Here is a 19,909-nt window from a genome sequence, read left to right as displayed (position 1 = left end):
GTCACTAGGACCTGACACTCGAAAGAGCCCCCTGTGATCCTTATCAGTGCTGGTTTGGTGCTCGCGGCAGTGGTTCTGCTGATCGCGGGCTTCGTACTGGCGAAGCCGTTCCTGATCATGTGGTCCATCGTGGTCAGCGTGCTGTCCGCGCTGTTCCTGGTGATCGGGGCGTTCCTGCGGCGGAACGAGCTTTTTCCCGGAGGTGGGCAGGCCGCTGCGCCGGCCACCCCCCCGAAGGGGCTCATGCCGTCCGCGCCGCCGTACAACCAGACCGGTCCGATGGTTCACCCGCAGCAGCACACGCAGCCGCGGCAGCCACCGCAGACGCATCCCCAGGCGCACCCCCAGGCGCCGCAGCGCACGGCGACCGCACCGGGCCCCGCCCCGCGCAGGCCCGCGCCGGGCGGCATCGCGCCGGATGCGATCGTGCTGGTGATCCCCGGGCGCAAGCGCTACCACGTGCCCGGCTGCCGGCAGCTGATCGGCCGGGATCACGAGGAGCTCACCTACGAAGAGGCACGCGAGGAGGGCTTCACGCCCTGCACCACGTGCCTGCCGGACGCAGCGCTCGGCGGACGGCAGCTACCGCCTGCCGCCGACCCCGAGCCCGCCGTCACCCCCGGCCCCGCCGCCGGCGTTCCCACGGCGAGCCGGGCCGAGAACTCCGCGGAGACCCGCGACGTACGTCCGCCGGTCGCCCCGCCGAAGCCCGACACGAAGGCTTCCACCCCCAGCCCGGAGCCTGCCGCCTCCCACGAGGAGGAAGGCGCCACCGGGTGGTTCGGCCGTCCCCCTGCCGCCCCCGCCGCGGGCCAGGGCAAGGCCACCTCCTCCTCCGCCGCCCCCGAGCCCGGCTCGGACGATGAGCAGGCGGACGACACACAGACTTCCTTCTTCCGGCCGGCGCCGTTCGCGCGCAAGGCCGGTTCCTCGTCCGGTGAGCCCGGTTCCGGGGCGGACGAGCCTTCCTCCGACGAGACGTCGCCGAGCAACCCCCGGCCTGTGGACAAGCCCGCACCGCGGCCTGCCACCACCGGCAGCCCCGAGCAGCCGGTCGGGTCCGGCCCGAAGCCCGGTGCCGGGCAGCCTGGCTCCAAGCCCGTGGCCGGGCAGGCGGGTGCGAAGCCCGGGAGCACGCCCCGTGGCCCGGGTTCGAAGCCCGACGCCAGGCCGGGGCAGTCCGGCGCGGCCTCCGGTCCGAAGAGCGGGCAGCCGGGTGCGACGCCTGAGACCACCAGGGCTGGGCAGGCCAATGGCACGTCTGAGCGGGCCGGTGCCGAGGGGCAGGTGGGCGGCGGGAAGCCGCAGACGCCCGAGAGCCGGCCACAGGCTGCCGAGGGCAGGCCGCAGACGTCCAGTGGCAAGCCGCAGAGCGTTGGTGGGAAGCCGCAGAGTGGTGGCGCGCAGCCTCCGACGGCTGGTGACAAGTCCCAGACCTCGGGTGGTAAGCCTCAGACGGGTGGCGGTAAGGGCGGGCAGGCGGGTGGCAGGCCCACGTCGCCCGCCGGTGCGTCCGGGTCGGCTGCCGGCGGGCCTGGATCGGGTTCTGGCGCGGCTGGCGTGGCCTCCGGTGCGGTGGCCAGGCGGCGCGTTGACGATGATGACGTTTCGGGCTCTGACACGGCGCCGCAGCCGCGGGTGACTGCGTCCGGGATGCCGGTGGAGCCGTCGGGCGGAGCTGCCAGGCGTCCGTCCGGGGCCGCTGAGGAGCCGCCATCGTCCGGGGAGACCGCGGTCCTGCACGAGCGGCCCGCGTCCTCGGCCGAGTCGACGGCCAAGCCCAAGGGGCCGCTGCCTCCGGGCACGCCGGCCAGGCCGTCGGCCGCCAAGCCCGTGGCCGTTCCGGCGAAGGCCACGTCCGAGCGTCCGCCCGCGCCCAAGGCCGGGGTCGCCAAGGGGGAGCCGCCGCGGAGCGCGGACAGCGGCCCCAGGAGCGGCGCGGCCGGTAAGAGCGGTGACGAGCCCGGCCAGGGGAGCACCGGGGGCGGCAAGGGCGAGCGGTCGGGCACGGTGAAGGTCATCGTCGGCACCCGCCGCTACCACAGCACCGCGTGCCCGCTGATCCGGGGCGCGGGTGAGACCGGCGTGGAGACGATGACGCTGGCCGCGGCCGAGGCGGCCGGGCTGACGAGCTGCTCGGTGTGCCAGCACGACCGCGAGACGGTCGGCTGAGCGCCTGCCGCAGAACGGCCGGCTGGGCGCTGGTCGCGGGGTGACCGGTTGAGCGCCGGCCGCGGCATGGCCCGGCTGAGTGGCGCTGTCTGAGCATGATCCCCCTGGCGAGGACCCCTTGCCCACGGCCTCCCGCATGCTGCTGGAGGCCGTTCTGGCGTGCGGGGTCGAGGAGCGGGGCGGCCGAGCCGGGGCCTGCGAACGTGCCTGGGCTAGCGGGGCGGGCCGGGGCTTGCGAATGTGTGCGGGGAGCGGGGTGGCGGGGGCGGTGGTTGACGGGCGGGGTGGTGGCCGGTAACGTGCCCCACCCCTAGCGACGCTTCGGAGCTGCGGGTGGGGGTTGGACACCACCCACCGGCTCTCTGGAGGCTCCTAGATGTCCAGCCGTCCGCCGTCCAGGCGACGCGACTTCCGGCTGCTGCTGTTCGGGCAGACCACCACCCAGCTAGGCACCCAGGTCAGCGGCGTGGCGATCCCGCTGCTCGCCGTCGTGACCCTCGACGCCTCACCCCTGCAACTCGGCCTCGTCACAGCCTCGGGAACGGTCGCGTTCGCGCTGATCGGCCTGCCCGCCGGCGCGTGGATCGACCGGTGGCGGCGCCGGCCCGTGCTCGTCGCGGCCGACGTGGCCCGCGCTGCGCTGCTGGCCACGATCCCGCTCGCCGCGCTCCTCGGGACGCTGACCATCGCGCAGCTCGTCCTCGTCTCGTTGCTGGCCGGCGTCGCCAGGGTCTTCTTCGACGTCGGCTACCAGAGCTACCTCCCGTCCGTCGTCGGCCGGGCCGGACTGCTGGCGGGGAACTCGGCGATGGAGACGGTGCGCGCCTGCGGCCAGGTGGCCGGGCCCGGAGCCGGGGGCTGGGCCGTCACCGTGCTCGGCGCCGCGAACATCGTCCTGGTCCAGGCCGTCACGTTCGCGCTCTCGGCCGCGTCGCTGCTGGCCATCAGGGCTCCCGAGCCGCCCCCGGGCCCGCGGCGGGGCCGGCTCGCAGCGGAGATCCGGGAGGGGCTGGCGTTCGTGGCGGGGACCAGGGTGCTGCGTGCGACGGCGATCACCAGCGCCGCCTGCAACTTCTCGTTCGCGATCGCCTCGGCCGTGAGCTTCGTCTTCATGGTCCGCACGCTCGGCCTCGCACCCACCGCGATCGGGCTCGTCGTCGCGGCGGGTTCGCTCGCCGCGCTGGCCGGCGCGGCCCTCACGCCTCGCCTCGCCCGCCGCGCGGGCTCGGCCCGCGTCATCTGGCTGTCCCTGGCCGTCACCGGCCCCGTCGCGTTGCTCACCCCTCTGGCACAGCCGGGCTGGGCGGTGGGGCTGCTCGTGGCCGGTACGGCCGCCGGCGAGCTCGGCCAGATCGTGTACGCCGTCACGAACGTCAGCCTGCGCCAGCGCCTGTGCCCCGAGCGCCTGCTCGGCCGGGTCAACGCCACCATGCGCGTCCTCATGATGGGCCTGTTCCCGGTGGGTGCCCTGGTGGGCGGCGTGCTCGGGGAGGTGGCCGGGCCACGGCAGGCCCTGTGGACGGCAGGCGTGCTCGTCCTGCTGTCCCCGCTGCCCGTGTACGCGGCGCTGCGCGGGGTCCGCGACGCCGAGGACGTCCCGCCCTGGCACGGGCGCTGAGCACGGGAGAGGGCGGCACCCGGAGCCGGGTGCCGCCCTCTCTCAGAGCGGGTCAGGCGCGGCGGAGCTGGAAGGTGAGGCCGAGGTCGGCGTCCGTGTGGGACGGCAGGTCCGCGGCGGTGCCCTCCGTGAGGCCGGTCGCCAGGACCTCCTCGCCGACCACGTGGCCCTCCGCGCGCAGCGCCGCGGCCAGGTCGCCGGACGTGGCGGTCCACCACAGGTCGATGCGGTCGGTGATGGACAGGCCGGTCGCCTTGCGGGCCTCCTGCACCAGGCGGATGACCTCGCGCAGCAGGCCGGCGCGGCGCAGCTCGTCCGTCAGCTCCAGGTCGAGCGCGACGGTCTCGCCCGTGCCGGTGCCGATGGCGCCCGTCTCGACCGCCCAGCCGGAGCGGGGCTGCTCGTTGACGATCACCTCGTCGGGGCCGAGCATGACCTCGCCGAGCTCGTCCGCCTCCACCATGACCGTGGCGCCCGAGCGCAGGGCCCTGGCGACGCGGGTGGCGTCGGCGGCGGTCACGGCGGCGGCCACGAGCTTGGTCTGCGAGCCGAAGCGCTTGCCCAGGGCCCGGAAGTTGGGCTTGACCGTGTAGGACACGAGGTCGGCGCTGAAGCCGGACATGTCCTCCAGCGTCTGGACGTTCAGCTCGTCGGCCACGAGGCCGCGCAGCTCGCCAGGCAGCGACGGCCAGCCGTGCGCGCCCACCAGGGCCCGCCGCAGCGGCTGGCGGGTCTTGACGCCCGACGAGGCGCGGGCCGAGCGGCCCAGCTCCACCAGGCGCCGTACGAGGGCCATCTGGTCCGACAGCGCCGGGTTCAGCAGGTCCTGGCGCACCTCCGGCCAGGAGGCCAGGTGGACCGAGGAGGGCGCGTCGGACGAGCGCAGGACGTCCCACAGGTAGTCGGTGACGAACGGCGTGACGGGCGCCATCAGCCGCAGCACCGTCTCCAGGCACTCGTACAGGGTCGCGAACGCGTCCTGTGAGCCCTGCCAGAAGCGGCGGCGGGAGCGGCGCACGTACCAGTTGGACAGGTCGTCGAGGAAGTCGGCCAGGCGGCGGCCGGCGCGCTGGGTGTCGTACTCGTCGAACGCCGCCGTGACCTCGGCCACCGTCCGGTGCAGCTCGGCCAGGGCCCAGCGGTCGAGCAGCGGGCGCTGCGCGGCCGGGGTGGCCTCGGAGAGCATGGCCGGGGACCAGGACTCGGCGTTGGCGTACAGGGTGAAGAACGACGAGGTGTTCCACAGGGTCAGCAGGACCTTGCGGACGATCTCCTCCAGCGTGCCGTGACCCACCCGGCGGGCCGCCCACGGCGAGCCCGCGCAGGCCATGAACCAGCGCAGCGCGTCGGCCCCGTGCTGGTCCATCAGCGGGATCGGCTCGAGGATGTTGCCCAGGTGCTTGCTCATCTTGCGGCCGTCCTCGGCCAGGATGAGGCCGAGGCAGAGCACGTTCTCGTAGGAGGACTGGCCGAAGACGAGCGTGCCGACGGCCATCAGCGAGTAGAACCAGCCGCGCGTCTGGTCGGTGGCCTCGCAGATGAACTGCGCCGGGTAGACGCCCTCGGGCTTGCCGCGCTCGCCCCACTGGGCGAACGGCATGGAGCCGGAGTCGTACCAGGCGTCGATGACGTCGGGCACGCGCGTGGCGAGGGCGCCGCACGACGGGCAGTCGAAGGAGATGTCGTCGACGAACGGGCGGTGCGGGTCGACGGCCGAGACGTCCTGGCCGGACAGGGCGCCCAGCTCCTCCATCGACCCGACGCACGTCACGTGCGACTCGTCCTGCGAGCACACCCACAGCGGCAGCGGCGTGCCCCAGTAGCGCGAGCGCGACAGCGACCAGTCGACGTTGTTGCGCAGCCACTCGCCGAACCGGCCCCACTTGATCGTGTCGGGGAACCAGTTGGTGCCGGCGTTCTCCGCCAGCATCTGGTCCTTGACCGCGGTGGTGCGGATGTACCAGGAGGGCAGCGCGTAGTAGAGCAGCGCCGTGTGGCAGCGCCAGCAGTGCGGGTAGCTGTGCTCGAAGTGGCCGCCGCGGTAGAGCAGGCCGCGGGCCCGCAGGTCCTCGGTCAGCGCCTCGTCGGCGTCCTTGAAGAACGTGCCGCCGACCATGGGCACGTCGTCGAGGAAACGGCCGTCGGGGCCGATCGGGTTGACGACCGGCATCTCGTACTTCTTGATCACGGCCATGTCGTCGGCGCCGAAGGCGGGCGCCTGGTGGACCAGGCCGGTGCCGTCCTCGACCGTGACGTAGTCGCCGAGCACCACGTAGTGCGCGCCCGGGATGTCGACCAGGTCGAACGGGCGGGAGTAGGCGGTGTGCTCCAGCTCGCGGCCGGTGAAGCGGGCCACCTCGGTCGCGCCCTCGCCGAGCACCGACAGCAGGGGCTCGGCCACGACCAGCACCTCGCCGCCGGCGGTGCGGGCCGCGACGTAGGTGACGTCGGGGTGCACGGCGACGGCCGTGTTGGAGACGAGCGTCCACGGCGTGGTCGTCCAGATCAGCAGCGCGGCGTCCAGCTCGGCCAGCGGGCCGGACGTGACGGGCATGCGGACGTAGACCGACGGGCTGGAGACGGTCTCGTACGCCCCGGGCTGGCCCAGCTCGTGGTCCGACAGGCCGGTGCCGCAGCGCGGGCAGTAGGGCGTGATCCGGAAGTCGCGGAACAGCAGCCCCTTGTCGAAGATGACCTTCAGCGACCACCACACGGACTCGACGTAGGACGGGTCCATGGTGCGGTAGGCCTGGGACAGGTCGATCCAGTAGCCCATCCGCTCGGTCATCTGCTCGAACGCGTCGACGTGCCGCAGCACCGACTCGCGGCACTTGGCGTTGAACTCGGCGATGCCGTACGTCTCGATGTCGCGCTTGCCGGACAGGCCCAGCTCGCGCTCGACGCTCACCTCGACCGGCAGGCCGTGGCAGTCCCAGCCCGCCTTGCGGGGCACGCTGAAGCCGCGCATCGACTTGTAGCGGGGGAACAGGTCCTTGAACACGCGCGCCTCGACGTGGTGAACGCCGGGCAGTCCGTTGGCGGTGGGCGGGCCCTCGTAAAAGACCCAGGCGGGGTTGCCCGCGTTCTGCTCCACGGAGCGCTCGAAGATCTTCCCGTCCCGCCAGCGGTCGAGGACCTCGCGCTCGAGCGCGGGCAGGTCGACCTGCGCGGGAAGAGAGCGGAATGATGGGGAAGACATCTCGGGCGGGACCTCCACGCTTGATCGGCCGGGTCGGCTGGACGCGTGAAGGGACGAAGCCTGGCGGCTCCGCGGTACCACCCTTCTTGACCCCGCCTCGGGCGGGGCCCTCTTCATTTGGCCTGCTGCCGGTTCTAGTGAGCTCGTCAGAGCCGTTCTTCCGGCGGCTCCGGGGTGATATCCCTCACAGTCGGGCCCCATCAACGCCTTGCAGACTCAAACCATAACGCAGAGTGGGGGCGAAGGCTTCCTTGTTTTCCTGGTGGCGGTGCCCTTGCGCCGGTACGCGAGTCGTAAACGGCGCAAAGTTGTGGGAATGGACGCCACCGGTGAGGAGTTGAATGCGCGAGGCGGGATAGTACGGGGGAGGTAAACCGTCCGGCGGGTCGTTTGCCGTTCCGTTATGAGGATCCTAAGCTGCCCGCACCATTTACGGCCTTGATCAGCAATGGAGGCAGCCATGGCGGCAGTCACGCAGACCGCGACACCCTCGATGTGGTCGGAAGAGGAGCTGGCCGAGGTACGCGGCAGGCTCCAGACGGAGATCGACGAGCTCGAGGCGGACATCCTCCGCCACGAGTCGGAGATAGCCTCTGGAGACGTCACCCAGGGCGCGGGCGACGACCAGGCGGACGCCGGCGCCAAGACGTACGAGCGCGAACGCGAGATCGCCCTTACCCTGAATGCGCGCGATCTGGTCGCGCAGAACGAACGTGCGATCGCCAGGATCGACGCAGGGACCTATGGAGTGTGCGAATCGTGCCACAAGCCGATCGGCAAGGAACGCCTCCAGGCGTTCCCGAGGGCGACGCTGTGCGTGGCCTGCAAGCAGAAGGAGGAACGCCGGTAACCGGCTCCGCCGCAGGCTCGGGAGGCGCAGCGGGCAGGCCCCGCCGGCGCCTCTTCGCCGTTCTCGTGACGCTGGCGGCCGTGATCTACGCGGCCGACCTGGCCACCAAGACCGTGGTGCTGCGCACGCTGGAAGGTGAGCCGCCGCTGGTCGTGCTCCCGGGGGTGCTGCAGTTCCGGGTGATCTTCAACTCGGGCGCCGCGTTCAGCATCGGCACGGGGATGACGTTCGTCTTCACGCTCATCGCGGCCGGCGTGGTCGTGGCCATCGTGCGTACGGCGCGCAAGCTCGGCAGCCGGTCCTGGGCCGTCACGCTCGGCCTCCTGCTGGGCGGCGCCACCGGCAACCTCACCGACCGGCTGCTGCGCTACCCCTCGGGGTTCGGGCGCTCCTCGCAGCTCCAGGGGCACGTCGTCGACTTCATCGAGGTACTGCCGGGCAACTTCCCGGTCATCGACTACTTCCCGGTGTTCAACATCGCCGACTCGGCTATCGTCTGCGGCGGCGTCCTGGCCGTGATCCTGGCCTGGCGCAACGTGCAGATCGACGGGTCCAGGGAGGTGGGCAAGGATGACTGAGCAGCGCAGCCTGCCCGTGCCCGACGGGCTGGAGGGCGAGCGGCTCGACGCCGCGCTCTCGCGGCTGTTCGGCTTCTCCCGCACGCGCGCGGCCGAGCTGATCACGGCCGGCGAGGTGCTCGTGGACGGCCGCCAGCCGGCCAAGTCGGACCGGGTGCACGCGGGCGCGTGGCTGGAGGTGACCCTGCCGCCGCCGGTCACCACCCCCATGCCGGTGGCCGAGCCGGTGCCCGGCATGACCATCGTGTACGAGGACGACGACATCATCGTGGTCAACAAGCCCATCGGGGTGGCGGCCCACCCGACCGTCGGCTGGACGGGGCCGACCGTGATCGGCGGCCTGCTCGGAGCCGGGCACACGATCGCCACCAGCGGCGCCGCCGAGCGCCAGGGCATCGTGCACCGGCTCGACGCCAACACCACGGGCGCGATGGTGGTGGCCAAGAGCGAGCACGCCTACTCCCGCCTCAAGCGGGCCTTCAAGGAGCGTACGGTCGACAAGCGCTACCACGCGCTGGTCCAGGGGCATCCCGACCCGTTCAGGGGCACGGTGGACGCGCCCATCGACAGGCACCCGTCGGGCGACGGCCGCTTCGCGGTGGTGGCCGGGGGCAAGCCGTCCGTCACGCACTACGACACGGTCGAGGCGTTCAGGGCCGCGTCGCTGCTGGACATCAAGCTGGAGACCGGGCGCACCCACCAGATCAGGGTGCACATGTCGGCGCTGCGCCATCCGTGCGTCGGGGACATGCTGTACGGCGCCGATCCGACGCTGGCGGCCCGGCTGGGGGTCACCCGGCAGTGGCTGCACGCGGTGGCGCTCGGGTTCGAGCACCCCTCGTCTGGGGAGTGGATGTCGTTCAGCACCGACTACCCGCAGGACCTGCAGAAGGCGCTGGACATCGTGCGCGCGGAGTCCTGAGCCTCCCTCACGCCGAGTCCCCCTCGCCGTGGTCCGAGCCCTCGACCCGGCCGGGGTCCCCGTCCTCCTCCTCGCTCCGGGTCGGCTTCGGCTCCTTGGTGGAGCCCTTCTTGTTCCCGCTGGGTGACGGGCTGCGCGGCTGGTCGCGGGTCGGTGGCGGGGTGCTGCGAGGCGGGGGCGTCGTGGTGGCCCGGGGCTGGACGCCCTGCGGCGCCGGGCTGCTCTCGGGGCGGGTGGTCTCCAGCTCAGGGGTGGGGGATTCGTACACGGTGGTGGCCTCGGTGGTCACCACGACGGGTGCGGGGCTGGGGGAGACCGCCTCGCGCGGCCGCTGCGACCACCAGGCCGCGCCCCCCGTGACCAGCCCGACGAGCAGCGCGCCCCCGGCGATGGCGGCCAGTGGCAGCAGGCGCCGGCTGGACCGCCGCCGCCCTGACGGCGCGGTGACGGGGCCGGTCCGCCCGGGGGGCTCGCCCGTCAGGATCGCCGCCAGCCGCCGCTCGGCGTCGTCCAGCGACAGGCGCCCGGACGGGTCCTTGTGCAGCAGCCCGTCCAGCACGGGGGCGAGCGCGCCCGCGCGGGCCGGCGGCCGGGGCTCGGCGTGCATGACGGCCCCCAGCGTGGCCAGGGCGTTGTCCCGCTGGAAGGGGGAGTCGCCCTCGACGGCCATGTAGAGCGTCACGCCCAGCGACCACATGTCCGAGGCGGGCCTGGCCCGGCCGCCGGCCGCGCGTTCCGGCGCCATGAAGGCGGGGGTGCCGATCAGGATGCCCGTCCTCGTCACGGGCGCCTCGTCCTCGGTGGTGGCGATGCCGAAGTCGGTCAGTACCGCGCGGCCGTCGTCCGTCAGCAGCACGTTGTCGGGTTTGACGTCGCGGTGCAGCACGCCGGCCGCGTGCGCCGCGCGCAGCGCCTCCAGGAGCTGTAACCCGATGCCGGCGACCTTGGCGGGCGGCATCGGGCCCTCGTCGCGGATCAGGGCGCCCAGCGTGCGCGAGTGCACGAGCTGCATGACGATCCAGGGGTGACCGCGCTCCTCCAGCACGTCGTAGACGGTGGCCACGCCGGGGTGCGCCACCCGGCCCGCGGCCCTGGCCTCACGGAAGGTGCGTACGGCGAACTCGTCACGCTCGGGACCGGTCATGTTCGGCGGCGGCAGCACCTCTTTCACGGCCACGTCCCGGCCGAGCACCTCGTCGTGGGCGTGCCACACCATGCCCATGCCGCCCTTGCCGATCGTTCTGAGCAGCCGGTAACGCCCACCGACCACCAACCCAGCTGAATCGGACATGCACGGCGACTACCCGAGAAGCATCCGGGCAAGCGCGGTGACGACGGCCGCCGAGGCGAGCACGACGAGGAACGGCGCCCGCAGCAGCAGCGCCACCACCGCCGCCCCCAGCCCCGCCGTCCTGGCCGGGTCGAAGCTCAGCCCGCCCTCCGCCGTGAACGTCTGCACCGCGATCAGCGCCGCCAGCAGCGCCACCGGCACCAGCTCCGCGAACCTGCGCACCCGCGGATGGTCCAGCACCCGCCGGGGCGCGGCCAGGCCCGCCAGCTTCAGCGCGTAGCAGCCCAGGCAGACGGCGGCGATCGCCCACCACAGCGTCATCGCAGCATCACCGCCAGCACCGCGACGGCCGACAGCAGCACCGGCACGCCGGCGGGCAGGAACGGGGTGGCGCACAGGGCGATGGCCGCCGCCCCCGCGGCCAGCCAGCGCAGCTCGGCGCTCTCGGCCAGCCGCGGCCACAGGATGGCCAGGAACGCCACCGGGCCCACCACGTCCAGCCCCAGCACGCCGGGGTCGCCCAGGAACGAGGTGCCGTACGCGCCGGCCAGCGTGGTGAGGTTCCAGGCGACGTACAGGCTGGCGAACGTGGTGACGAAGCCCGTGCGGGCCGACTCGGGGTCCGGCTGGGCCATGGTGACGGCGGTGGTCTCGTCGATGACGCCGTGGGCGGCCAGGAGCCGGCCCAGGAACCGGTGCTGACCGCGTACCCGCAGGAGATCGGCCATGCGCAGGCCGTAGAGCGTGTTGCGGCCGCCGAGCAGCAGCGCGCCGAGCGTGGCGGCGGCCAGGTCGCCGCCGGCGGCGACCGCGCCGGTCAGCGCGAACTGCGAGGCGCCCGTGAACGCCAGCAGGCTCAGCACGCACGCCTGCGGCACGGACAGGCCCGCGGTGACCGCCGCGGCGCCGAAGGCGATCCCGGACAGCCCCACGGCCAGTCCCACGCCGAGACCGTCCCGCACGGCGGCGGAACGGGAGGTCGTCTCTTCCATGCCACCCGAGGCTAGGCGCCGGGTGAATCGTCCGTCTTGTACGTTCCTGCAGCTCGCTGGTAGGCAGCGGGCGGAACGCCCACGATGCGCTTGAAGTGACGGTTCAGATGGGCCTGATCGGTGAAGCCCACCTCGGCGGCCACCTGCGCCGGCCGCACGCCCGCCTGCAGCAGGCTGCGCGCCTGCCGCACCCGCAGCGAGGTCAGGTACGCGTGCGGCGGCAGCCCCGTCGCGGCCTTGAACGCCCGCAGCAGCGCGAACGGCCGCGCCCCCACCGCCCCGGCCAGGTCCTCCAGCGTCGGCGGGTCCACCAGGCTCTCGTGCAGCAGGTCGAGCGCGGCCCGCACCGCCCGCCTGCCCTCCGCCGGCAGCACCGTGACCGGCCTGGGCGCGGCGTGGCGGGCCACCAGCCGGCCGAACAGCGTGCGGCTCAGCGTCGAGGCCGCCAGCGCGTCACCCCGCTCGGCCGCCTCGTGCGCCCGCGCCAGCAGCGCCGCCACCTGGTCGTCGCGCACCACCTGGCGCGGGAAGTACGGCGTGCCGCTGGGCGCGCCCAGCTCCGCCGCGATCCCGCTCAGCGCGTCGATCGAGGGATAGAGCATGCGGTACGCCCAGCCGCCCGGCACGCCCGCCTGCCCCGTGTGCACCGCGTCGGGGTTCACCAGGACCAGCTCGCCCGCGCCCGCGCGGTGCAGCGTGCCCCGGTAGTCGAACTCCTCCACCCCCGAGACGATCAGGCCGATCGCGTAGCCGTCGTGCACGTGCCGGGAGAAGCGGTGGGTGACGTAGCGGGCCTTGAGCAGGTCCGTCTCCGGCACCGCCGGGTGCCGCCAGAATCGGGCCTGCTCCTTCACAGCGGCTTGAACGTCCTGGCGAACGTCTCGAAGTAGTGCCGGTCCCGGGTCCAGCGGGCGTGCGGCGTCTCCCAGTACAGGGCGTACGGGCGGCCGTCCGCGGTGTGGAAGCCACGGTTGATCACGTGGATCGTCTGGCCGCCGCGCACCCGGATGAACTCCCAGTCGGCGGCCTTCACGCCCAGGTAGTCGACGGGGGTGATGCGGACCCGCTTGTACTGCTGGAACTCGCCCTTCGCCCGGATCTCCTTCTCCAGGCCGAGCCAGTGCCGCTCCGGGTCGTCCCACGGGATGTCGGGGACGGTCCACTCCACGATCAGCGTTCCGGGGGAGCCGGGGCCCTTGATGGCGATGCTGTCCCTGTCCGGGTTCTTCGCCGGGCGCCACCCCTCGGGCATGGCGATCTGGAAGCGGCCGACCGCGCTCCTGTAGGACCGCCAGCCCGCCGGGACCGCGGTGCGGGTGGGCTTCGGGGCGGTGACGGTCTCGGTGGGTCCGGGGGTGGGCTCACCGGTCGTGGGGGACGGGCTGGGGGACGTGCTCGGGGACGTGCTCGGTGACGCCGTGGGGGACGTGCTGGGGGAGGCCGCGGTCCAGCGGTCGGACAGCAGCACGCCGCCCGTGCCCAGCACCGCCACGGTCGCCACCGCCACGGGCAGGCCGATCCACCAGGCCTTGCGGCGCCCGCCGGCGGGCCTGGGCCGCTGTTCTGGCATGGTCGGGTGCGAGGGGCCCGGGCCGGTGCCGGCCGTCTGCCAGCCGGTCCCGTCCGCACCGGGCTGCCAGGGCGGCGGCGTGGCCGATGCGCCCTGGTGCGGGGCGGGGGGCGGGGTGGGGTGCGGGGTGGGGTGGGGGGCAGGGTGCGGTCCGGCCGGTGGGGCGGAGGCGGCGTCGTGCAGCAGTCTGGCGGCCTCGGCGGCGGGCAGCCGCGCGCCGGGCTCGCGGCGCAGCAGGCCCATGATGACCGGCTCCAGCACGCCGGCCCGCACCGGCGGCTCGGGCTCGTCGCGCAGCACCGCCGCCACTGTCGCCGCCCACGAGTCGCGCTTGAACGGCGGCCGCCCCTCGACCGCCGCGTACAGGGTGGCGCCCAGCGACCACAGGTCGGACTCGGGGAGCGCGGGATCGCCGTTCAGCCGCTCGGGCGGCATGTACGCGGGCGTGCCCACCAGGCCGCCCGTGGCCGTGAGCCCCGCCTCGGCCTCCATGGAGGCGATCCCGAAGTCGGTGAGCACGACGCGGCCGTCGTCGGCCAGCAGCACGTTCTCGGGCTTGACGTCGCGGTGCAGCACCCCGGTGGCGTGCGCGGCGCGCAGCGCGTCGAGCACCCGCCCGCCGATCACCGCGACCTGCCCGGGGCGCAGCGGCCCGCTCTCGCCGATCACCTGCGCCAGCGAGCGCGAGCGGACGAGCTGCATCACGATCCAGGGCCGGCCGTCCTCCTCCACGACGTCGTGGATGACGACCACCGACGGGTGGTCGAGGCGCCCGGCGGCCCTGGCCTCCCTGATGGTCCTGCGGTTGAGCTCGGCCCGCTTGGCGTCGCCGACGCCGGTGTAGCGGACCTCCTTGATCGCCACCGTCCGGTCGAGCAGCTCGTCGTAGGCCCGCCAGACGACACCCATCCCGCCCTCGCCGAGCGGCTCGACGAGGCGATAGCGATTGCTGACGTGCACGCGGCGAGCCTACCTACTTGGAGGGCACGAACGTCGCGCAGAAGCCTTCGAAGAAGTCGTAGTCCTGCTTCCAGTGGCTGCTGAGCGTGTGCCAGTAGATGGCGTACGTCTTCCCGTTCTCGGCGACGAAGCCCCGGTAGCGGATGCGGCTCTTGCCGGTGTTCGTGGGCCAGTAGAAGTCCCAGTCGGCGGCGGCCTCGCGGAAGTCGGCCTTCTCGATGCCGATCTTCTTGTAGCCGCCGTACCGGTCCTTGAGGCTGGGCTCCAGCTTCTTCCAGCCCTTCAGCGGGTCCTTGCCCAGCTTGGGCATCTCCTCGACGCGTACGTGCGCGTTGGGCGCCCCGCCCGGGCCCTTGAACTCGACGCCCCTGCCGGTGCGCGTCCACTCGTCCCAGCCCTTGGGCAGGCCGATCTTGAAGCCGAGCTTCTTGTCCGTGTAGTACTTCCACCCGGACGGCAGCGGGTCCTTCTCGGCCTCCTCGGTCTTCTCGGGTTCAGAGGTGGGCGAGGCACTCGGCGACGGGGAGGACGAGGCCGTGGGCGAGGCCGAGGGCGGCTGCGAGGCGGACGCGCTGGGCGACGGCTGCGCCGGGCTGGTCGTGACGCCTGCCGCACGCGTGGCGGAACGCTCCGCGGCGTCGTCGCCGGGGGCGGAGTTCAGGCCGAGGTAGCCGCCCACGATCGCCACCAGCAGCACCGCCACGGCCGCCGCGATGACGATCGTGGGCTTGCGCTGCGGATCGGGCCTGGCCGCGTCCATCGTGGACTCGGCGGGCGGCAGCGGCGGCTCCACGGTCGGCGTGTGCGGGATGCGCGCGCCGGTCTCGGGCAGGGCTGCGGGCACGGCGTTGGGGGCGGCGGCGGGCCCGGCGTTGGGCACGGCGTTGGGCACGGCGTTGGGCACGGCCTGGGGCGCTCCCTCCTGGGAGGCGCGGGCGGCCAGGAGGTTCGGGTCGGTCGGGGTGTCGTCCTCGACGGGCTCGTAGGGGCGCCTGGCCTTGGCGGGGCCGGGCCGCTTCGGCCTGGCCGGCGGCGCGACGGGGCGCTTCTGCTCGGCCGGGGCCGGCACCTGGAGTTCCTGCGCGGCGGGGAACTGCTTGGTGGGCGGCGAGACGGACGGGCCGGTCGCGCCGGTGTCCGGCTCGGCGGCGATCATGGCGCGCAGGGCCCGGCGCAGCATGCGCTGCGCCTCCTCGTACGTCAGCCGCTGCACCGGCTCCTTGACCAGCAGCCCGTTGATCACATCGGTGAGCGGGCCCGCGTGCGTGGCGGGGTCGGGCTCGTCGGTGAGCACGGCGTGCATGGTGGCCAGCGCCATCCCGCGCTCGTGCGGGGAGCGGCCCTCCACCGCCGTGTAGAGCGTGGCGCCCAGGGACCACAGGTCGGACTCGCGCCGCGCGGGCAGGCCCTTGAGCCGCTCGGGCGCGATGAACGCCGGCGTGCCCGCCAGGCCCGTCACGGTGAGCTGCGTCTCGGTCTCCAGCGTGGCGATGCCGAAGTCGGTGAGCACGACGCGGCCGTCGTCGGCCAGCAGCACGTTCTCGGGTTTGACGTCGCGGTGCAGCACGCCCGCCTCGTGGGCGCGGTGCAGCGCGTCCAGCACGGCCAGGCCGATCTCCGCCACTCGCTTGGGCTGCAGCGGCCCGTCCTGCTTGATCACGGCCCCCAGCGAGCGCGACTGGACGAGCTGCATGACGATCCAGGGACGTTCATCCTCCTCGATCACGTCGTGCACGACGATCACGTTGGGATGCTCGAACCTCGCCGCCGCCCTCGCCTCGCGCATCGTGCGCCGGTTCAGCAGCTGCACCTCCTCGCCCAGGGCGGCGGCGTACCTGACCTCCTTGACCGCGACCGTGCGATCCAGGAGCTCGTCGTAGGCGCGCCAGACGATGCCCATCCCGCCCCTGCCGATGGGTTCCTGCAGCTGGTAGCGGCCGGCGATGCGGCGTCCGTCCTGCTTGCGATCCGACATCAACGGCCTCAAACCCTCCTCTAGGCCAAGAAATACTCTCATGGGCAGGGATCAACGGCGACTCGCCTGAAGGTCAGTCCGCCATGTGAGAAGCGCCGCCCAGCAGGTGGAGACAGGGGTGTAGGGTTCAGATATGACTTGTCGTCGCTACGCGTTTACCGAGCCGGCTCCGGGAGAGCCGGTCGTCAGCTAGCGACCACCTGGAGTCGGCACGAAGGCAGAGACAGACCGTCTCTGCCTTTTTGGTTTTCCGCCGGCTCCGAGGGCCGGCCACAGTGGGGAGTCGGGATGTCATCGACGTTGGAACGGCACGCGGTCGGCGCGGTCGCCGTGGGCGGCCTCCTCGTGGGAGCGGGGCCCGCCGTGGTGATCGGCGACCGGGTGAGCCTGCGTACCGATCCGCCCGCCGCGTTGCGCGCGGGTGTCACGCTCGCGGAGCCGGCCACGGCGGCCGACCTGCCGGCCATCGCGGAGCACGCGGCGGCCGTCGTGGTGGGGGCGTCGTGGACGCGCGACATCCCCCTCGTGCGCGCGGCTGCGGGGCTCGGGCTGCCGGTCGTGGTGGAGCGGCGGGCGTCGGCCTCCATGGAGGAGTGGCTGGGGCTGGCCGCCTACTGCGCGGGCGAGGGCGACGGGCGGGTGATCCTCTGCGAGGGGGGCAGCCGTCCCGACCTGGCGCTCGTACGGGCCGCGCGGGCCGCCTCGGGCCGCCCCGCGCTGGTGGACGTCTCCGCCGACCTCGGCCTGTCGGCCGCCGCCGTAGCGGCGGGCGCCGATGGGCTGATCATTGACTCGGGCACGGGCACGGGCACGGGCACGGGCACAGGCACGGGCACAGGCACGGGCACAGGCACGGGCACAGGCGCGGGTACAGGCGCGGGGGCGGCGCAGGCCGCGGGGGCGGCGCAGGCCGCGGGGGCGGCCGGGCGGCGGGTCGCCGAGGAGGCCGTGACCGTCGTCGGCGCGCTGCTGCGCGACGAGACGCCCGCCACGCTGCCCGAGTGCAGGCAGGCGATCGACCGGGTGGACGCCGCCCTGGCCACGCTGCTGGAGCGGCGGGCCGAGCTGGCGGGCATCGTGCAGCGGCTCAAGCCCGTCGGCGGCTTCGCCGGGCGCGACCTGGGCAGGGAGCGCGACGTCGTGGCCAGGATGGCCGTGCGGGCGCCCGCGCTGGGCGAGTCGCGGCTGTCGGCCATCATGAACGCCGTCATCGAGGCGGGGCTGCACCTTGCCGAGGAGCGTTCGGGTCGGTGACCAGGACGTTGTTCATCGGCCGCCCGGGGCCGGCGGCGATCTGCTTGGTGATGAGCTCGGCGAAGCGGCGGTAGCCGTCACCCGTCGGGTGGTAGCTGCGCGCGTTGACCCGCAGCTCGTCCATGTCCACGGCCAGCCCGTTCAGGAACGGGCGCGGCCGGCCCACCTCGTGCCCGGCGAACGCCTCGTAGGCGTCCACGTACTCGGCGCTGCCCGGCGCCCCGAACGCCGCGATGGCCCGGTCGAACTCCGCCACCACCGACCCGACCGTGTCGTTGAGCCGCCGCGTCATGGTGTTCAGCCAGCGCTGGTCGGCCACGGTCAGGTTGTCGACGCTCTCCACCGGTTGCTCGGGGAACGGGCGCGGGTAGCCGAGCACGATGACGCGCGCGGCGGGCGCGCGCCCGCGTACCTCCCTGAGCACCTGGAGCATGCTCGTACGCAGCTCCTCGATGCGCCGGTTGACCGCGGCGTCCTGGTCGACGCAGGCCGACGACCACGGGATCTTGACGATGCAGCCCGTCAGCACCTTGGAGAAGCCGGCGTCGTTGCCCCCGATGCTCAGCGTCACCAGGCTCGCCGCCGCGGTGACGCGGGTGATCTGGGGCGGCTGGCCGTACTGGCCCGACAGGAGCTGGCGGGTGGTGGCGCCGCTGCAGGCGTAGAAGGCGGTGCCGCCGCCGAACCGGTAGGCCTCGGCGACGAGCGGCACGTACGAGCCCTCCGAGCGGTGGCAGCGGTCGGCCCCGTCGTTGACCGGAGCCTGGTCCAGCTCCCACACCCCCTCGCCGGAGGAGTAGGAGTCGCCGAGCGCCACGTACGTGCCGCTCTGGGCCACCTGGACGGCCGTCAGCCTGGTGAGGCGCGGTAACTCGCCCCGCGGCGCGGCGCCGGTGGGGCAGCCCGCGTCCAGCACGGCGCAGGCCAGCCTCGGGTAGACGCCCAGGGGCAGGCACGCCACGGCCAGCGCGACGCCGATGGCGGCCGCGGCCACCGTCTGGACGATCTTCCTTCTCGCTGCGTCCAGTGCGACCTCCCCGCCCGGCGACTCCTCTGCTGCGCCATCGAGACTACCCAGCGACCCCGGCGCCGCGGGCGTGCGGGAACGGCGGCCTCAGGACGGGCGGCGGCGCCGGACGGCCCACCAGCCCAGCGCGATGGCGGCGGCCAGCAGGGGGATCAGGTAGAACGCCACCCGCTGGTCCTCGTCGGCGAACGGCATCAGCAGCACCACCAGCGCCAGGAACGCCATCGTCAGCCAGTTGGTGTAGGGCGAGCCCGGCATCGGGAAGTCCGAGCGGTGACCCGTGCGGCGCAGCCGGGTCTGGCAGTGCACCAGCACGCCCCACGTCGTGATCACCCCCAGGGAGGCCACGGCGGTGGCGATGTTGAAGGCCCGCTCCGGCAGGAAATAGAACAGCGCCACCCCCGCCAGGAACATGATCGCGGTGAACAGGATGCCGCCGATCGGCACGTGCCTGGTGCTCAGGGCGCCGGCGAAGCGGGGCGCCTCCTGCTTCATGGCCATCGAGCGCAGGATGCGGCCCGTGGCGTACAGGCCGGAGTTGCAGGACGAGAGCGCGGCGGTGATCACGACGAGGTTCATGGCGTCGGCCGCCCACGGGATGCCTAGCCCGGAGAAGACCGTCACGAACGGGGACGTGCCCGCGCGGTAGGCGGTCCACGGCAGGACCATCGCCAGCAGCGCCACCGAGCCCACGTAGAAGATCGCGATCCGCCACACCACGCCGTTGATGGCCTTCGGCATGACCTCGCGCGGCCTGGCCGTCTCGCCCGCCGTGATGCCGACCAGCTCGATCGACGCGTACGCGAACACCACCGACTGCAGGCTCATCAGCACCAGCGGGAACCCGGTCGGGAAGAACCCGCCGTGCGAGACCAGGTTGTGCGGCCCCGCCTGGCCGATCGCGAACACCACCAGCACCAGGCCGACGACCAGGAACACCGTGATGGCCAGCACCTTGAGCATGGCGAACCAGAACTCCAGCTCGCCGAACAGGCGCACCGACAGCAGGTTGACCGTCATGACGAAGCCGAGCGCGATCAGCGCCGTGAGCCACTGGGGGAAGGCCGGCGCCCAGTAGTGGATGTAGGCGGCGATCGCGGTCAGCTCGGCGACGCCGGTGGCCGCCCAGTTGATCCAGTACATCCAGCCGCTGGCGAAGGCCGCCCACGGGCCGATGAACTCACCGGCGTAGTCGACGAACGAGCCGGAGACCGGCCGGTAGAGCACGAGCTCGCCGAGCGCCCGCATGACGAAGAACGCGGCGATCCCGGCGGCGGCGTAGGAGAGCACCAGCGCGGGCCCGGCGGCTGCGAGCCGGCCCCCGGAGCCCAGGAACAGGCCCACGCCGATGGCCCCGCCGATGGCGATCATCTGGACCTGGCGGTTGCCCAGCGCGTGCGTGTATCCCTCTTCGGTCTGCGTGCGCACCCCGTGACTCCTCGATCACCCAGTGTGAATCCGAGGATATCGGTGCTGCTGATCGCCGCCGCCCGCGGCGCGC

15 protein-coding genes are annotated in these 19,909 nt (G+C 73.3%); 6 read left to right on the top strand and 9 right to left on the bottom strand.

Annotated elements, in window-relative coordinates; all coding sequences use genetic code 11:
• Positions 1–69: 69 nt before the first annotated feature.
• Both HD593_RS63740 and HD593_RS37800 read left to right on the top strand, forming a co-directional pair.
• Positions 70–2,172 (top strand): hypothetical protein, encoded by a 2,103-nt coding sequence (locus HD593_RS63740; RefSeq protein WP_185106700.1) that lies wholly within the window; start codon positions 70–72, stop codon positions 2,170–2,172.
• Positions 2,173–2,548: 376 nt separating this feature from the next.
• Positions 2,549–3,790 (top strand): MFS transporter, encoded by a 1,242-nt coding sequence (locus HD593_RS37800; protein ID WP_185106699.1) that lies wholly within the window; start codon positions 2,549–2,551, stop codon positions 3,788–3,790.
• Between the two features lie 52 nt (positions 3,791–3,842).
• Here the strand turns inward: HD593_RS37800 and ileS are convergent, their stop codons facing one another.
• Entirely contained in the window at positions 3,843–6,989 is a 3,147-nt protein-coding gene (ileS, locus tag HD593_RS37795) for an isoleucine--tRNA ligase (protein ID WP_185106698.1), read from the bottom strand.
• Positions 6,990–7,449: 460 nt separating this feature from the next.
• On the opposite strand from ileS, the gene HD593_RS37790 reads away from it, so the two are divergent.
• From HD593_RS37790 to HD593_RS37780, 3 genes are all read left to right on the top strand, one after another.
• The gene (locus HD593_RS37790) at positions 7,450–7,839 is read left to right on the top strand and encodes a TraR/DksA family transcriptional regulator (protein ID WP_185106697.1); all 390 of its coding nucleotides are present in this window, start codon (positions 7,450–7,452) and stop codon (positions 7,837–7,839) included.
• A gap of 80 nt (positions 7,840–7,919) precedes the next feature.
• Positions 7,920–8,417: a signal peptidase II gene (locus HD593_RS37785; RefSeq protein WP_312903992.1), complete on the top strand. Its 498-nt coding sequence runs from the start codon at positions 7,920–7,922 to the stop codon at positions 8,415–8,417.
• Entirely contained in the window at positions 8,410–9,339 is a 930-nt protein-coding gene (locus HD593_RS37780; protein ID WP_185106695.1) for an RluA family pseudouridine synthase, read from the top strand. Before HD593_RS37785 ends, HD593_RS37780 begins: the two co-directional genes overlap by 8 nt.
• A gap of 7 nt (positions 9,340–9,346) precedes the next feature.
• Here the strand turns inward: HD593_RS37780 and HD593_RS37775 are convergent, their stop codons facing one another.
• Genes HD593_RS37775 through HD593_RS37750 form a run of 6 tightly spaced genes read right to left on the bottom strand, consistent with a single transcriptional unit; the run spans position 9,347 to position 16,127 of the window.
• Positions 9,347–10,630 (bottom strand): serine/threonine-protein kinase, encoded by a 1,284-nt coding sequence (locus HD593_RS37775; protein WP_185106694.1) that lies wholly within the window; start codon positions 10,628–10,630, stop codon positions 9,347–9,349.
• Positions 10,631–10,639: 9 nt separating this feature from the next.
• Positions 10,640–10,951: an AzlD domain-containing protein gene (locus tag HD593_RS37770; protein ID WP_185106693.1), complete on the bottom strand. Its 312-nt coding sequence runs from the start codon at positions 10,949–10,951 to the stop codon at positions 10,640–10,642.
• A complete protein-coding gene (locus HD593_RS37765; protein ID WP_185106692.1) occupies positions 10,948–11,622 on the bottom strand; it encodes an AzlC family ABC transporter permease in 675 nt (224 codons plus the stop codon). The genes HD593_RS37770 and HD593_RS37765 overlap by 4 nt, the downstream gene beginning before the upstream one ends.
• Positions 11,623–11,633: 11 nt before the next feature.
• Positions 11,634–12,476 (bottom strand): AraC family transcriptional regulator, encoded by an 843-nt coding sequence (locus HD593_RS37760; RefSeq protein WP_312903990.1) that lies wholly within the window; start codon positions 12,474–12,476, stop codon positions 11,634–11,636.
• Positions 12,473–14,152, bottom strand: coding sequence for a serine/threonine-protein kinase (locus HD593_RS37755; protein WP_185106691.1), 1,680 nt, complete (start codon positions 14,150–14,152; stop codon positions 12,473–12,475). The genes HD593_RS37760 and HD593_RS37755 overlap by 4 nt, the downstream gene beginning before the upstream one ends.
• Before the next feature lie 13 nt (positions 14,153–14,165).
• The gene (locus tag HD593_RS37750; RefSeq protein ID WP_185106690.1) at positions 14,166–16,127 is read right to left on the bottom strand and encodes a serine/threonine-protein kinase; all 1,962 of its coding nucleotides are present in this window, start codon (positions 16,125–16,127) and stop codon (positions 14,166–14,168) included.
• A 288-nt stretch (positions 16,128–16,415) separates the two neighbouring features.
• Here HD593_RS37750 and HD593_RS64655 point away from each other — a divergent pair, with 288 nt between their 5' ends.
• Positions 16,416–17,381: a chorismate mutase gene (locus HD593_RS64655; protein ID WP_185106689.1), complete on the top strand. Its 966-nt coding sequence runs from the start codon at positions 16,416–16,418 to the stop codon at positions 17,379–17,381.
• Here the strand turns inward: HD593_RS64655 and HD593_RS37740 are convergent.
• Positions 17,335–18,375 carry an SGNH/GDSL hydrolase family protein gene (locus HD593_RS37740; RefSeq protein ID WP_185106688.1) on the bottom strand — a complete coding sequence of 347 codons (1,041 nt, stop codon included), beginning with the start codon at positions 18,373–18,375 and terminating at the stop codon, positions 17,335–17,337. The genes HD593_RS64655 and HD593_RS37740 overlap by 47 nt on opposite strands.
• Positions 18,376–18,495: 120 nt before the next feature.
• Positions 18,496–19,836 (bottom strand): amino acid permease, encoded by a 1,341-nt coding sequence (locus HD593_RS37735; protein WP_312903988.1) that lies wholly within the window; start codon positions 19,834–19,836, stop codon positions 18,496–18,498.
• Positions 19,837–19,909: the final 73 nt, after the last annotated feature.

It is taken from the genome of Nonomuraea rubra, from assembly GCF_014207985.1.
GTDB classification, from domain to species: Bacteria; Actinomycetota; Actinomycetes; order Streptosporangiales; family Streptosporangiaceae; genus Nonomuraea; species Nonomuraea rubra.
Note: the sequence above shows the minus strand (reverse complement) of the source record. Positions and strands in the feature narration are given on the sequence as shown.

What these genes read in the sequence shown, in the direction of transcription:
- HD593_RS37780 (WP_185106695.1), top strand. Translation starts at nt 8,410, where the DNA reads ATGACTGAGCAGCGCAGCCTGCCCGTGCCCGACGGGCTGGAGGGCGAG.
- HD593_RS37750 (WP_185106690.1), bottom strand. Translation starts at nt 16,127, where the DNA reads ATGTCGGATCGCAAGCAGGACGGACGCCGCATCGCCGGCCGCTACCAG.
- ileS (WP_185106698.1), bottom strand. Translation starts at nt 6,989, where the DNA reads ATGTCTTCCCCATCATTCCGCTCTCTTCCCGCGCAGGTCGACCTGCCC.
- HD593_RS37765 (WP_185106692.1), bottom strand. Translation starts at nt 11,622, where the DNA reads ATGGAAGAGACGACCTCCCGTTCCGCCGCCGTGCGGGACGGTCTCGGC.
- HD593_RS37770 (WP_185106693.1), bottom strand. Translation starts at nt 10,951, where the DNA reads ATGACGCTGTGGTGGGCGATCGCCGCCGTCTGCCTGGGCTGCTACGCG.
- HD593_RS37800 (WP_185106699.1), top strand. Translation starts at nt 2,549, where the DNA reads ATGTCCAGCCGTCCGCCGTCCAGGCGACGCGACTTCCGGCTGCTGCTG.
- HD593_RS64655 (WP_185106689.1), top strand. Translation starts at nt 16,416, where the DNA reads ATGTCATCGACGTTGGAACGGCACGCGGTCGGCGCGGTCGCCGTGGGC.
- HD593_RS37775 (WP_185106694.1), bottom strand. Translation starts at nt 10,630, where the DNA reads ATGTCCGATTCAGCTGGGTTGGTGGTCGGTGGGCGTTACCGGCTGCTC.
- HD593_RS37790 (WP_185106697.1), top strand. Translation starts at nt 7,450, where the DNA reads ATGGCGGCAGTCACGCAGACCGCGACACCCTCGATGTGGTCGGAAGAG.